The following is a 13,129-nucleotide window of genomic DNA, read 5'->3' as shown; positions in this document are numbered from 1 at the left end:
ACCCGTCCCAGGGACTTGATTTAAGCCGGCATAAACTGGCTAGGTGCAAAAGAGGTTGCGCCGAGCTTTTTGCGGCGTCGACATGAAGCCGCAACGCCTGCGCACGGGACGAACTGGAAATGCATCGCGTCATCATCAGCGGCATCGGCGTTGAAATCCCCGAAGCTTCGATCACCAATGAGGAACTCGTCGCCAGCTTCAACAGCTGGGTGGACATGGAGAACATCCGGCGCGAGGTGTCGGGCGAGCCGCTGGTACAGAAATCGGACAGTGCCTTCATCGTCCATGCCTCGGGCGTCCAGACCCGCCATGTCATCGAACGGGAAGGCATCCTCGACCCGCCCCGCATGGCGCCGCGCTTCCCGGCGCGGCCCGACGATGCGCTGTCGCTGGAGGCCGAGTTCGGCATCGCTTCGGCCGGCAAGGCGCTCGATCATGCCGGGCTGAAGCCGGGGGATATCGACCTGGTGATCTGCTCGGCCTCGCACCATCAGCGGCCCTATCCGGCGATCGCCATCGAAATGCAGCAGGCGCTGGGGACGAAAGGCGCCGGCTTCGATATGGGGCTTGGCTGCTCTTCGGCAGCGGCGGCGTTGCACATCGCCGTCAATCTGGTGCGGGCAGGGGCGCACAAGCGCGTGCTGGTGACGACGCCGGAGATCATCACCGGGCATCTTAATTTTCGCGACCGGCAGACGCATTTCATCTTCGGCGACGCTTCCGTGTCGATGATCGTCGAAGGGCTTGCCCAGGGCGAGAAGCGGCCGGGGCGCTTCGAGGTGCTCGACACGCGCGCCTGGACGCAGATGTCGAACAGCATCCGCACCAATCTCGGTTACTTTACCCGCGCCACCCAGGACGATCCGTATATGATCGATCTGGAAGGCAATCTGATCAAGCAGATCGGCAACAAGGTGTTCAAGGAAGTCACCGTTGCCGGCCACAAATTCATCGTCGAATTCCTGGCCGAGCACGGGCTGACGCCGCAAGCGATCCGGCGCTTCTGGCTGCATCAGGCCAATGCGCGGATGAACGCCATGATCCTGAAACTGTCGTTCGGCCATGACGTCGACCACGACCGCGCGCCGATGGTGCTGGAGCGCCTCGGCAACACCGCCGCCGCCGGTGCCATCATCGCCCTGTCGGAGAACCATGCCGACATGAAGGCCGGCGACTACGGCCTGCTCTGCGCCTTCGGCGCCGGCTACTCGATCGGCGGCGCGCTATTGCGCATGCTTTAGATTTTGTTTTACGCATGTCGTTGTCCCAAAACCGCTGCACACTTTTGGGCGACATGCATTAGCTCGGCGCGAACGGCACCAGCATCGGAACGCGCCTGGCATAGTCGCATCAGCCGTCTTGATCGGAGCATCAGCGCTTTCGACTGGACCTGATGAGCTGACCGCGGCTAATTGCGCGTATCACGCGAGGCACGAACCCATGCTGGATCTTTTTCCCGAAGCCGAAACTCCGGTCGAGATCGTCCCGTCGCGAAAACTCGCCGCCAGGGTGGCAGCGCTTTACCTCGCACCGTTCGATCGTTTTGAGACACGAGCGGTGGATACGCTGCAACTCGGTTTCGACGGCATTGAAGGCGATTTCCATGCCGGCACGACGCGGCGCTCCGGCGGGCGGGAACCCTGGTATCCGCGCGGCACCGAGATGCGCAACGAGCGGCAATTGTCGATCGTGGCAGCGGACGAACTGGCAATCGTCGCCGAACGGATGGGCATCGCCGAGATCAAGCCGGAATGGATCGGCGCCAATCTCCTGATCGAAGGCCTGCCGCACCTCTCGATGCTGCCGACCGGCACGCAGCTGTTCTTCAAAGGCGGCGCGACCGTCAAGATCGACGCGCAGAACGGGCCTTGCCGGATCGCCGGCCGGTCGGTCGCCGAAAATGCCGGGATGCCCGACCATGAGGCCGGAGCGCTGCTGTTCCCGAAGGCGGCGAAGCGCTTGCGTGGGCTCGTCGCCTGGGTCGAGAAGCCCGGCACGATCGCGGCCGGCGAGGAGATTTCGGTACGCGTGCCGGAGCAGTGGATTTACCGGGCCTAGTTGTTTTCCAGGCAAGGCGGCATTGCCAGTCAAAGCCGCGTTCCTTCGTACCCCGCTATCCTGCAGGGCAGGGAGGCACTGTCCCTCGACCTCTGAGAACCTGGGTTCCTCGCCCACCGCGAAGCGGGGGGGTCGGTGGCGCCCACCCGCCCCCCCCGCCCCCCGGGGCCCCCCCCCCCCCCGCGGGGGGGGGGCGGGGGGCCCGCCCCCCGCCCGGAGAGGGGCCTTCGTAGAGCGCGGTTCCCCCTCTCCGTCTCGGCTTCGCCGAGCCACCTCTCCCCCACTTTCGTGGGGGCGAGGAACCCAAGCTGGAATGAAGCCGCGATGCCAACCTGAAGCGATTTCCCTAAAACACAGCAAGTTTGTTCTTGCTTTGTGCCGGCAGCTATGCTACTAATTTCGGTATGGTGCCAATTGGCTCCAACGACCCGCCCACCGAGGCGGGTTTTTTATTTCAAGCTTTGAAGGTTCCGGTGTTGCCGACCTGATGTTGGCGGGACAGCGCCCTGGACAGCACCCCCTCTGGCCTGCCGGCCATCTCCCCCTCAAGGGGGGAGATTGGGTATCTTGTCTGCTTCCGCCAATCACCAACGTTGCAGGATTGGCGGCTAGGGCGAAGCTGCTGATCTCCCCCTGGAGGGGGAGATGGCCGGCAGGCCAGAGGGGGGCGCCGTAGAACTCGACGCGTGTGCCTGCCATTCTCTACGCCTCATCCTCATCGTCGAGCAGCCGGGTGGCGCGCCAGCGGGTCAGCACGATGTTGGTCTGTTCGATGACGAAGAAGCGCGCGGAATCGCGGTCATAGCCTTCGGCCAGCAGCTTTTCGTAGTCGGTGTGGGCGTGGCGAATATGCGCAATCGTCGCCAGCCATACGGCAATGCTCGGCGGCAAGCTCTTCATGTGCACGGCGCCGGCATCGGCACGGATATTTTCCATGTCGGCATAGGGCGCCAGCGGCAGGAGCGCTGTCAGCGCCTTGGCGATAGCGCGGCGGCGGCCGGTCGGCGCGCTCACTGCTCATCCCATCTGGGGGGCTCGCCCGATCTGGACGACTCGTCCCGCCCGGACATGGTCGCCTCGGCGAAGGCATCGGTCGAGGCGAAATAAGGCTTGATGTCGATGACCGGCGTGCCGTCGAGCACGTCGATGGCATCGAGATCGACGCGGCCGGTGTCGATGTCGACGCCAACCAGCCTGGCGACATGCAGCCCAATTGGGTTCGGCCGGGCAGGGGAGCGCAGCGAAAAGACGCCTTTCGGCTCCGTGGCATGGCGGGGTTTCTGGACAATCAGTTGCCGCGGTGCATGGTGCAGCCAGGACAGGACGATCACGTGGCTGGCGCGTTCCAGCCCAAGCAAGCCATCACGATAAGGCGGGTTGATGACCAAGTGCGCCGGCTGTCCCGTCTCCCGCGCGGCCTTCATGTTCTTGGGGCAAGTTTCCCGTGTCGTCCACGGCGAGGCGATGCGGCCGATGAAGACGACATGGCCATCCGGCGGCATCGTTGCCGGGTCGGTTTCCAGGAGCTTTTCGCCGCTGCGCGTCTCGAACATGGTTCTCGCCTCGATCATGCGTCCGTTTTTGCGCGATCCGCCACGCATGCGTCATTTTCTTGTCCGGAAGCGACATAGCGCTTGCAAGCCTATCCAAACCGACATAAACATATGTTTATATCTTTTCAAAGAGAATGCTCGCATGCATGTCGCTCTCGACACGATGGTAGATACATTGAAGGCGGCGGCGGAATCCAGCCGGCTGCGCATATTGGCGCTGCTGTCGCGCGGCGATCTGACCGTTTCAGATCTCACCGAAATCCTCGGCCAGTCGCAGCCGCGCGTCTCGCGCCATTTGAAATTGCTGCTGGAGGCAGGGCTGATCGGCCGCTACCAGGAGGGCTCGTGGGCGTTCTTCCGGTTATCGGATTCCGACGCGTCGCGCGATTTCGTGCTCAGGCTGGTCTCCGGCATCCGCGGCGCCGATCCGCAGGTCGAGCGTGATCTCGAACGGCTGGCCGCAGTCAAGCGCAAGCGGCAGGACCGGGCTGCCGAATATTTCTCGGTAAACGCCGCAAGCTGGGACCATATCCGCTCGCTGCATGTGCCGGATCGCGCCGTCGAAGCAGCTCTCATCAAGCTCGTCGGCAAGCGGCCGTTCCAGTCGATGCTCGATCTCGGCACCGGCACCGGACGGCTGCTCGAGATCTTTTCGCCGCTCTATCGGCGCGGTGTCGGCATCGACATGTCGCGCGAGATGCTGACGGTGGCGCGCGCCAATCTCGACAAGGCCGGCGTTTCGAATGCGCAAGTGCGCCAGGGCGACATTTTTGCGCCACCGGTCGAACGCGACGCCTTTGATCTCGTTACCATCCATCAGGTGCTGCATTATCTCGACGATCCCGCCCGCGCCATCCGCGAGGCGGCGCGTCTGTTGCGCCCGGCCGGCCGGCTGGTGATCGTCGATTTCGCGCCGCACGCGCTGGAGTTCTTGCGCGAGGAGCACGCGCATATGCGTCTCGGCTTTTCCGACCGGCAAATTGGCGACTGGTTTTCCGAGGCCGGCCTCGACCTTGAGGACAGCCAGGAATTCGAGCCGCGCGGCGGCAACGAGGCCAAGCTCACCGTCAAACTCTGGCTCGGCCGCGATCGGCGCATGCTGATTGCCGAGCCTTCCAACGACAGACAACCGGCCAATGCGTATCCGATAGGGGAAACCGCCTGATGAACCAGTTCCGCTTCTCCCGCCGCCCCGACATCGGCGACAAGGTCAGGGTTTCGTTCGAGTTCTTTCCGCCGAAAAACGATGAGATGGAAGCAAGGCTGTGGGACACGGTCACCCGGCTTGAGCCGCTCAAGCCGAAATTCGTCTCGGTCACCTATGGCGCCGGTGGTTCGACCCGCGAGCGGACGGCCCGCACCGTCAAGCGCATCCTCAATGAAACGACGCTGACGCCGGCGGCGCACATGACTTGTGTCGACGCGGCGCGCCACGAGGTCGATGCGGTGATCCGGGAGTTCGCCGATATGGGCGTCAAGCGTTTCGTCGCCCTGCGCGGCGATCCGGCCGAGGGCGTCGGCGCGGCTTACCGGCCGCATCCGGAAGGCTATGCCAATGGCGCCGAACTGGTTGATGCGCTGAAGGGCGCCGGCGATTTCGACATATCGGTCTCGGCCTATCCGGAAAAACATCCGGAAAGCCCGGATTTCGCCACCGACTTCGACATGCTGAAGCGCAAGGCCGACAACGGAGCGACGCGGGCGATCACCCAGTTCTTCTTCGACAACGATCTCTATGAGCGCTATGTCGAGCGGGCACGGCGGGCCGGCATCTACATACCGATCGTGCCGGGCATATTGCCGGTGCACAATTTCACCCAGGTCGCCAACTTTTCGGCGCGGTGCGGCGCCTTGGTGCCGGCATGGCTGGCCGAGCGTTTCGATGGGCTGCACAACGATCCGCAAACGCATGCGCTGGTGGCATCTGCCGTGGCCGCCGAGCAGGTGCTGGACCTTGTCGAGCGCGGCGTCGGCGATTTCCACTTCTACACGATGAACCGGGCCGATCTGGTCTTCGCCATCTGCCACATGATCGGCATCAGGTCGCACGAAGTCGAGGCGGCGGGATCCGCCGCGGCGTAAGGCGGCAGGCACCTTTTTGAAATGTCAAAGATCGGGGAAATGCAAAAGGCCGGGCAAAATGCCCGGCCTTTTCAATGGTTTGGACTATTCGGTGCTGGTCTTCCCCCGCTCAGCGGCTTTATGGAAGGACGCCCATAATGAGGGCGCCGATGAATGCAAACGCAGCACAAATCATCAATGCGTTGATCGGCCTCGTCAGTCCCATGTCATAGCCTCCTCTTAAAGAGCTATGGCGAGAGTCTAGGGTCATTTGTGCCACAGGCAAGCAGAAACTTTGCTGCAATGCGACGAGATTGTGGAATTTGCGACCTGCCGTTTGCCGTTAGGCATTGAAACTCTTTGTCAAAAGCCGGCCCGGGACCTGTGAATAATTTGTGGCAAAGCCGTGGCAGTAGCGCGAATGGCAGCGCTACCGCGGCAGAAATCGGAATCGATTTTCGAAACGACTGAAGGTTCGACGCGTCGAAGCATCCTTTGCGCATCCAACCGGATGCTGCACGCTATACGAATGCGGTGGGCAACCGGCAGCGTTGTGAGATAGCCATGACTTGAATTTCCTGCCAATTGGCAGTATATTGCCTGCCAAATGATGGAGGTCGGAATGAGTGTCGCTTATGCGGTTCGCGATCCTGCAAATCAGGCTTTGCCGGCAAATCTGGCGGATGCCTCGGCACGGGCGCGGATCACGCCAGCGGCTGTTGCCGGCATCGTCAGGCTCGCGGACATCTGGCATCTGACCAGCACCGAGATCTGTACGTTGATCGGCGACGTGTCGGAGAGAACCTGGTTCCGCATGAAGAAAGGCGAGTGGGAGGGCGTTCTCTCCCAGGATTCGCTGACACGCATCAGCGCCCTGATCGGCATCTTCAAGGGACTGCGGCGTCTGTTCTCCGAAGCGCTTGCCGATGAATGGGTGAGGTTGCCGAACAAAGGACCTCTTTATGGTGGCCGGCGCCCCCTGGACGTAATGATCGAGGGCGGCATTCCGAAGCTGCTGCAGGTTCGCCAACATATCGACGCTTTGCGCGGTGGACTTTGAATGCAGATCCCGCCGCGCGCTGACATTTCCCAGCGCGACACGATCCGGCTCATTTCGACAGGCAGGCTCAAGGAACCGGTCCTGATGCCGTTGGCCAGGAATCATGGAGATTTGGAGGACCTTGCTGAGCTCGAAGGGGCCACCAGCGGCCGTCTTCAGGCGCAGCAAGGGGGATTGCCCGACCTCGATCCGCGCGAACTGGTTTTCGGGAGACCGGGCTACACCTTCATCAATGCGGCGTTCGCTTACACCCGTCCGGGCGGCAATCGTTTCAACGATGATGCCAGGGGCGTCTGGTACTGTGGGTTCGATGCGGAAACCGCGCTCGGCGAGGTCTCTTTTCATCTGACGCGCGAGCTTGCCGCAATCGAACGGTTCGAAAACGTCACCGACTACTTGGAGCTCGTTGCCGACTTCATAGGCTCGTTTCACGATCTGCGCGGTGTTGAGTTCAGCAAGGACCCGGTGCTCGATCCGGATACCGCCTTAGCCTATCCTGCCGGTCAGGCGCTGGCGAAGCAACTCCGCAAGCAAGACGCCGCGACCGGTCTTGTGTATCCTTCCGTGAGACATGTCGGCGGGACCTGCCTTGCCGCCTTCCTTCCCGATCTCGTTCAGAATCTCCGGCAAGGCGGTATCTGGCGTCTGGAATGGCAGGGTTCATCTGTTCCCGCGATCACGCCCATATAGCGCCATCTCTAAAGCGCGTCGCGGCCGACCGGCCTCGTGCGACGCGCTTTAGGTTCTTGTTCTATGCATGCCGTTATCGCAAAACCGCTGCACACCTTTGCGCGACATGCATTAGCGCCGCGCGAACAGGCGACCGTCGATGGTGACGAGGCCGAGGGCGATCAGCCCCATGCCGCCCAATTCGAACAGTTCGAGCCGCTCGCCCAGGAACAGGAAACCGAGCAGGATGGCACTGGCCGGCACGATGAGCGTGACCAGCGAGGCGTTGGTGGCGCCGGCCGAGGCGACGAGATTGAAATAGAGTATGTAGGCGAAGGCCGTCGACAGCAGCGCCAGCGCCAGCACCGCCGCCCACACCGGCGGCGAGGCCGAAAACAGATTGGCGGCATCATAGGTGAACAGAACGACCGGAACCATGATAACGGTCGAGCAGGTCAATTGTCCGGTGGCAATGAGCGGTGACGGCACACCCTTGAAGCGGCGGGCAATCATCAGTGCAACCGCATAGGATAGCGACGCTCCGATGAGCGCGAATTTCGCCCAGACCGGACCGCCGAGCCCGGCGACGAGGCCGGGGCCGATCATCACCGCCGTTCCCGCGATACCGAGGGCGATGCCGGCAAGCTTGTTCCACGACAGCTTTTCGTCGCTGGTCAGGGCGTTGGCGAGGATTAGCGTCCAGAACGGCGTCGTCGAATTGAGCACCGAGGCGACACCGGCGCCAAGTTCGGTCTGGCCGGCAAAGATCAGCGAGAAAGGGATGACATTGTTGGCGAGCGCCAGCAGGAAGAACAGGCCGGCATGCGGCAAGGCGAGGCGAAACGACGGGCCGCGGACCGCAAGATAGAGCTGCAACGCGATCGCAGCGATGGTGACGCGAAACAGCACCAGCACCAGCGGCGGAAGTTCCGCCACCGCAATGCGGGCAAAGAAGAACGAACCGCCCCAGACGGCGCCGAGCAGCAGAAGCTGCGCCCAGTCCTTGAGCACCATCGGCCCGCGCATCGTGGTGGTGGCAGCTATCGCCATTGGTCGTCCTCCCAGACGAGATGCCTTGCTCTCTTCAGGCATCTGTTCACGCTCTACCCGGTCCGGCGGCAAGGGCCACCCGAAACCTGAGCGATGGCCTAGCTCGCTCATAACCGGCGTACAGAACGGCGTAGCGCCGCGAAGCCAGGGCGGCGAGACATAGAATTGTTTTCATTAGCCGCTAGCTTGGATTAATTGTGCGCAGCCTCAGTCAAGGGATTCGTCCATGCAGCGATTCGAAAATGCCCGCGAGGCAGCGCTGGCGCTTCGCCCGGACGATCCGATCTATTGCTTCCGCCCGCAGGTGCTGAAGGCGGATGCCAAACAGTTCATGGGCATGTTTCCCGGCAAGACCGCCTATGCGGTCAAGACCAATGGCGAGCGGATCGTGCTCAACGCGCTGGTCGAGGCCGGCGTCAGTGCCTTCGATGTGGCCTCGCCCGGCGAATTCGCCGCCGTGCGCGCCGTCTCGCCGGACGCCGAGATGCTCTACATGCACCCCGTGAAGGCGCAGTCGGACATCAGGCTGGCGCTGGAAAAATACGCCGTCCGCGTCATTTCGCTCGACCATGAGGACGAGATCACCAAGCTGACCAGGGTGGTGCGGGCGCTCGACATCGATCCGGGCGCGATTACCGTGTTCGTGCGCATCCAGACGAAAGGCTCGGCAGCTTACGAACTGTCGAAGAAGTTCGGTGCCGGACCGGCCAATGCGGTCGAACTCGCCGAACGGCTGAACCGGACGGGCTACAAGGTCGGGCTGTGCTTTCACGTCGGCAGCCAGATAGAGGATCCCGACACCTACGAGCGGGCGCTGGCCTCCGCCGACTGGGTGCGCAACCGCGTCGGTTTCGACATTGCCGGGCTCGATGTCGGCGGCGGCTTTCCGGCCGAATACGGTCATGATCCGAACAGCCGCAAGCCGGAAATGCCGTCGCTCGGCCAGATCATGTCGCGGTTGTCGGGCGACCTCCAGGAGTACCAGTTCGACCAGATGCCGCTGGTGGCCGAGCCGGGCCGGGTGATCGTGGCGCGCTGCCTGTCGCTGATCGTGCGCGTGCTGCTGCGCAAGGGCAAAAGGCTCTACATCAATGACGGCATCTGGGCGTCGCTGTCGGATTCATGGACCGGCAAGATCACGCTGCCGGCGCGCTTCATCCCCGATCCGGCGATCCGCTCGCGCAATGGCGAGGACAAGACCATCGTGCCGTTCAAGGTCTGCGGCGCGACCTGCGATTCCGTCGATATATTGTCGCGGCCGTTCTGGCTGCCCGAAACCGTCGATACCGGCGATTGGATCGAGATCGGCCATATCGGCGCCTATTCGCTGTCGCTCAGAACACGGTTCAACGGCTTCTATCCCGACACCTTCGTCGAGGTGGCGACGCCGTTCGACGAAGGCGATGCGCCGCAGGGGTTCGCCAGCCTGGAGACGATGGCGGATTAGTTAATGGTTGGATAGTGAATAGTGAATAGTGAATAGTGAATAGAAGTAGTTCTTGCGTTCCGTCCCGCTCCCGTGAATCGTCACCATTCACCATTCACCATTCACCATTCACCATTCACCATTCACCATTCACCATTCAGTCAGGCCACGCCACCGCCAGCCTGGATGTTCTCGCCGGTCAGCCAGCGAGCTTCGTCCGAAGCCAGGAAAACCGCGACATCGGCGACGTCGCGCGGCGCTCCGATCCGGTCGAAGGGCGACATGCCGGCGGCCACGGCGCGGTCCCGTTCGGGAAGCAGGTCGGTGTCGGTGAAGCCTGGTGAAAGCGCATTCACGGTAACGGCGCGCGGGCCGAGTTCGCGCGAGAGGACGCGAACGAACTGCTCGACGGCTCCCTTGCTGCCGAGATAAAGCGCCGTCTGCGTGAAGAACATCCTGGTTCCACCGGTGGAAACGGCAACGATGCGACCACCGTCGCGAACGCGGCGCGCCGCTTCCTGAAGCGTGAAGAAGGTGCCCTTGGCATTGGCGCCGAAGACATGATCGAAATCCGCTTCGGTGGCCTCGACGAGCGGCTTTATGACGGCGACGCCGACATTGGCGACGACGATGTCAATCGGCCCCATCTGCCTTTCGGTTTCGTCGAACAACTTGCGAATGTCGGGAATGCTGGAGACATCCGCCTGGATGGCAACGGCTTTTCCGCCATTCCCTTCAATAGAGGCAACCACTTCCCTGGCGGCCTTCTCGTTGCCGACATAGTTGACGACCACGGCAGCACCCTTGGCCGCGAGCCCCTCGGCGATGGCGCGCCCGATGCCGCGCGAGCTGCCGGTCACAAGTGCGGTTTTGCCTTCGAGTGGACGATGCATGGCTGTTCCTTCCGTCTGATTACGGCCGCCTCGATCGAGCGGCGTTCCAGGGAAAGCTATGGGCATGGTATTGCTCAGAGAATAGCCTATTATCTTACTGACTTGTTAAGCCTGGGGTACATAATGCGCGGAACCGAGTTTTCCGAACTCACGGCATTTGCAGCAATCATCGAAGAGGGCAGCTTCGTCCGCGCCGCGGCCAAGCTCAGGATTTCGCCTCCAGCACTCAGCCAGACGATACGCGGGCTGGAAGAGCGTCTCGGTGTCCGCCTGCTCAACCGCACCACGCGCAGCATGTCGCGGACGGCTGAGGGCGAGAAGCTGTTTGCCCGCATCGCACCGGCGTTCAGCGAACTGGAAGGGGCCGTCGCCGACGCGCATGCATCACGCGGCCGGCCGGCAGGCTCGCTGCGCATCAATGTTCCGCGCATTGCCGCCACGCGTTTCATCGCGCCGATCCTCGGCGATTTCCGCCGCGCCTATCCCGATATCGCCCTCACAATCATTGTCGACGACATGCTCACCGACATCGTCGAGGGCCGCTTCGATGCCGGAATCAGATTGGGTGAGCGGCTGCACAAGGACATGGTGGCGGTGAAACTCAGCGAGGAACTCGAGATGGCCGCAGTGGCGGCGCCGAGTTATCTGGAGCATCACCCGATACCGCGTCACCCCGCGGACCTGCATCACCACCAGTGCATCAATTTCCAGTGGCCCAGCGGCGGCAACATCTACCGGTGGGAGTTCGCCCGAGGCCAACGTGCTTTGGAAGTGGCTGTCAGCGGCGGCCTGACGATCAACGATAGGGAACTGATGATCGGGGCGGTTCTGGATGGGGTCGGCGTGGCGTACATGCTGGAATATCAGGTCCGGCCATGGATCGAAGCGGGAAAGCTCATCCGCTTTCTCGACGCCTGGTCGCCGAGATTTCCGGGTTTTTATCTATATCACGCGAGTTCCCGCCAGGTTCCGGCGCCGTTGCGAGCGTTCATCGATTTCCTGCTTGCCAGGCGGTGATGTGAATAGTGAATAGTGAATAGTGAATAGTGAATAGTGAATAGTGAATAGTGGTAGCTCTGGTGCTCAATGCGGCTCCGGTGCCATTCTTTTCACCATTCACCATTCACCACCTTCACAGCCTGGCCAGCAGCTCCGGCGTCGGCCAGCCGTCGACCGGCAGGCCCAGCCGCTTCTGCTCCTTGCGGATCGCTTCGCGGGTGTTGGTGCCCAGTATGCCGTCGACGGTGCCGACGTCATAGCCTTTCGCCTCGAGCTTGGTCTGCAGCGCCTTCATCTGGTCGCCGTTGAGGCCGGGTTCGGGGTTGCGCGGATCGAATCGCGGCGCACCCCCCAGCCGGGCGGCAAGATTTGCCGCGGTCAGGGCATAGGTGAAGGACTGGTTCCACTCGAGATAGACGTCGAAATTGTCGTAGGTCAGGAAGGCTGGCCCCTTGCGACCCATGGGCAGCGCCAGGCCAGCCTTCAGGCCGTTGTCGAGAAGCGGCGTACCGTCGGGCCTGGTAACGCCCCACTGGCTCCATTGCGTCAACGGCAGCTTGTTGGTGCGTCCCGTCTGCTCCCACGGCAAATCGTCGGGCACACGGACTTCCTCGATCCAGGGCTGGTCGCGCTTCCAGCCGCGCGACTGGATCTTGCTGGCCGTGCTCATGATCACGTCCGGCGCGCTGCCGCGCAGGTCGACCAAGCCATCGCCGTCGCCGTCGACGCCGTGGCCGAGATAGTCGGAAGGCAACATCTGCGTCTGGCCGATCTCGCCGGCCCAGGCACCGGTCACGTCGGCCGGCACCACGCCGCGATCGATCAACATCAGCAGCGGCACGATCTGCGGCCGGAACAACTGCGGACGGCGGCAGTCATGCGAGAGGCTCACCAGCGCGTTCAGCGTATGAAAATCGCCCTGCACGGCGCCAAAATCGGTCTCCAGGGCCCAGAAAGCGGCGATGACCGGCGCCTGCACGCCGTATTCGCGATCGGCGCGGACAAAGACCTCGGCATATTTTTGCAGATTGGCCGCACCTTGCTTCAGCCGATGGGACGAGATCATACGGTTCGAGAATTCGATGAAGGTCTGGGTGAAGACGCCCTGGGCACGGTCGCGTGCCAGCGCCTTTTCATCGAGGGTGGCGTTTTCCAGCGCAGAAAGGCCGGCAGCGCCGACGCCGGCCGCCCTGGCTTCCGCCGCCACGCCCTGCTTCCATGCCTCGAAATCGCCGCCGCATTGCTGTGCCGCGGCCGGCACGGCGCTCAGGAGCAGCGCCGCGAGAAATCCAAAGCGCGATCGCATCGCCATCCTTCCGAGAAGATTACCAGCGGTTGCGGGCATCCGTCATTGGGTGTG

The 13,129-nt window shown here is 62.5% G+C and carries 13 protein-coding genes; 8 read left to right on the top strand and 5 right to left on the bottom strand.

The window, feature by feature from the left end; genetic code table 11:
• The first annotated feature begins 119 nt into the window (after window positions 1-119).
• Window positions 120-1,241: a beta-ketoacyl-ACP synthase III gene (locus tag NKJ40_RS05455; RefSeq protein WP_352465186.1), complete on the top strand. Its 1,122-nt coding sequence runs from the start codon at window positions 120-122 to the stop codon at window positions 1,239-1,241.
• Between the two features lie 199 nt (window positions 1,242-1,440).
• Complete coding sequence (locus NKJ40_RS05450) at window positions 1,441-2,058, top strand: MOSC domain-containing protein (RefSeq protein WP_352465185.1); 618 nt, start codon at window positions 1,441-1,443, stop codon at window positions 2,056-2,058.
• A 702-nt stretch (window positions 2,059-2,760) separates the two neighbouring features.
• Here NKJ40_RS05450 and NKJ40_RS05445 read toward each other — a convergent pair.
• Together NKJ40_RS05445 and tsaA are read right to left on the bottom strand one after the other, a co-directional pair.
• Window positions 2,761-3,072, bottom strand: a complete 312-nt coding sequence (locus NKJ40_RS05445; protein WP_023676798.1) for a DUF2293 domain-containing protein — start codon at window positions 3,070-3,072, stop codon at window positions 2,761-2,763.
• Complete coding sequence (tsaA, locus tag NKJ40_RS05440) at window positions 3,069-3,611, bottom strand: tRNA (N6-threonylcarbamoyladenosine(37)-N6)-methyltransferase TrmO (protein ID WP_051406133.1); 543 nt, start codon at window positions 3,609-3,611, stop codon at window positions 3,069-3,071. The genes NKJ40_RS05445 and tsaA overlap by 4 nt, the downstream gene beginning before the upstream one ends.
• A 142-nt stretch (window positions 3,612-3,753) precedes the next feature.
• Between tsaA and NKJ40_RS05435 the strand changes: the two genes are divergently transcribed.
• The 4 genes from NKJ40_RS05435 to NKJ40_RS05420 all read left to right on the top strand — a co-directional run bounded on the left by NKJ40_RS05435 (window position 3,754) and on the right by NKJ40_RS05420 (window position 7,422).
• Window positions 3,754-4,776: an ArsR/SmtB family transcription factor gene (locus NKJ40_RS05435; RefSeq protein ID WP_023676796.1), complete on the top strand. Its 1,023-nt coding sequence runs from the start codon at window positions 3,754-3,756 to the stop codon at window positions 4,774-4,776.
• The gene (gene metF, locus NKJ40_RS05430) at window positions 4,776-5,693 is read left to right on the top strand and encodes a methylenetetrahydrofolate reductase [NAD(P)H] (protein WP_352465184.1); all 918 of its coding nucleotides are present in this window, start codon (window positions 4,776-4,778) and stop codon (window positions 5,691-5,693) included. Before NKJ40_RS05435 ends, metF begins: the two co-directional genes overlap by 1 nt.
• 601 nt (window positions 5,694-6,294) lie before the next feature.
• Window positions 6,295-6,732 carry an MbcA/ParS/Xre antitoxin family protein gene (locus NKJ40_RS05425; RefSeq protein ID WP_352465182.1) on the top strand — a complete coding sequence of 146 codons (438 nt, stop codon included), beginning with the start codon at window positions 6,295-6,297 and terminating at the stop codon, window positions 6,730-6,732.
• On the top strand, window positions 6,733-7,422 hold the full coding sequence (locus tag NKJ40_RS05420) for an RES family NAD+ phosphorylase (RefSeq protein ID WP_352465180.1): 690 nt from the start codon (window positions 6,733-6,735) through the stop codon (window positions 7,420-7,422).
• A gap of 111 nt (window positions 7,423-7,533) precedes the next feature.
• Here the strand turns inward: NKJ40_RS05420 and NKJ40_RS05415 are convergent, their stop codons facing one another.
• Entirely contained in the window at window positions 7,534-8,451 is a 918-nt protein-coding gene (locus tag NKJ40_RS05415) for a DMT family transporter (RefSeq protein WP_352465179.1), read from the bottom strand.
• A 226-nt stretch (window positions 8,452-8,677) separates the two neighbouring features.
• On the opposite strand from NKJ40_RS05415, the gene NKJ40_RS05410 reads away from it, so the two are divergent.
• Entirely contained in the window at window positions 8,678-9,898 is a 1,221-nt protein-coding gene (locus NKJ40_RS05410; protein ID WP_352465177.1) for an alanine racemase, read from the top strand.
• A gap of 140 nt (window positions 9,899-10,038) precedes the next feature.
• On the opposite strand, the gene NKJ40_RS05405 is transcribed toward NKJ40_RS05410, so the two are convergent.
• Window positions 10,039-10,770: an SDR family oxidoreductase gene (locus tag NKJ40_RS05405; protein ID WP_352465175.1), complete on the bottom strand. Its 732-nt coding sequence runs from the start codon at window positions 10,768-10,770 to the stop codon at window positions 10,039-10,041.
• 123 nt (window positions 10,771-10,893) lie between these two features.
• Between NKJ40_RS05405 and NKJ40_RS05400 the strand changes: the two genes are divergently transcribed.
• Complete coding sequence (locus tag NKJ40_RS05400; protein ID WP_352465173.1) at window positions 10,894-11,787, top strand: LysR family transcriptional regulator; 894 nt, start codon at window positions 10,894-10,896, stop codon at window positions 11,785-11,787.
• A 115-nt stretch (window positions 11,788-11,902) separates the two neighbouring features.
• On the opposite strand, the gene NKJ40_RS05395 is transcribed toward NKJ40_RS05400, so the two are convergent.
• The gene (locus NKJ40_RS05395; protein ID WP_352465171.1) at window positions 11,903-13,075 is read right to left on the bottom strand and encodes a lytic murein transglycosylase; all 1,173 of its coding nucleotides are present in this window, start codon (window positions 13,073-13,075) and stop codon (window positions 11,903-11,905) included.
• Window positions 13,076-13,129: the final 54 nt, after the last annotated feature.

The organism is Mesorhizobium sp. M0119, from assembly GCF_040322615.1.
GTDB lineage: Bacteria > Pseudomonadota > Alphaproteobacteria > Rhizobiales > Rhizobiaceae > Mesorhizobium.
The sequence above is the reverse complement of the archived record's forward strand: the minus strand, read 5'-3'. Positions and strand labels throughout refer to the sequence as shown.

Excerpts from the sequence above, each read along its gene's own strand:
- NKJ40_RS05395 (WP_352465171.1), bottom strand. The coding sequence starts at position 13,075 with ATGCGATCGCGCTTTGGATTTCTCGCGGCGCTGCTCCTGAGCGCCGTG.
- NKJ40_RS05415 (WP_352465179.1), bottom strand. The coding sequence starts at position 8,451 with ATGGCGATAGCTGCCACCACCACGATGCGCGGGCCGATGGTGCTCAAG.
- NKJ40_RS05425 (WP_352465182.1), top strand. The coding sequence starts at position 6,295 with ATGAGTGTCGCTTATGCGGTTCGCGATCCTGCAAATCAGGCTTTGCCG.
- NKJ40_RS05420 (WP_352465180.1), top strand. The coding sequence starts at position 6,733 with ATGCAGATCCCGCCGCGCGCTGACATTTCCCAGCGCGACACGATCCGG.
- tsaA (WP_051406133.1), bottom strand. The coding sequence starts at position 3,611 with ATGTTCGAGACGCGCAGCGGCGAAAAGCTCCTGGAAACCGACCCGGCA.
- NKJ40_RS05435 (WP_023676796.1), top strand. The coding sequence starts at position 3,754 with ATGCATGTCGCTCTCGACACGATGGTAGATACATTGAAGGCGGCGGCG.
- NKJ40_RS05405 (WP_352465175.1), bottom strand. The coding sequence starts at position 10,770 with ATGCATCGTCCACTCGAAGGCAAAACCGCACTTGTGACCGGCAGCTCG.
- NKJ40_RS05455 (WP_352465186.1), top strand. The coding sequence starts at position 120 with ATGCATCGCGTCATCATCAGCGGCATCGGCGTTGAAATCCCCGAAGCT.
- NKJ40_RS05450 (WP_352465185.1), top strand. The coding sequence starts at position 1,441 with ATGCTGGATCTTTTTCCCGAAGCCGAAACTCCGGTCGAGATCGTCCCG.
- NKJ40_RS05400 (WP_352465173.1), top strand. The coding sequence starts at position 10,894 with ATGCGCGGAACCGAGTTTTCCGAACTCACGGCATTTGCAGCAATCATC.
- NKJ40_RS05410 (WP_352465177.1), top strand. The coding sequence starts at position 8,678 with ATGCAGCGATTCGAAAATGCCCGCGAGGCAGCGCTGGCGCTTCGCCCG.
- metF (WP_352465184.1), top strand. The coding sequence starts at position 4,776 with ATGAACCAGTTCCGCTTCTCCCGCCGCCCCGACATCGGCGACAAGGTC.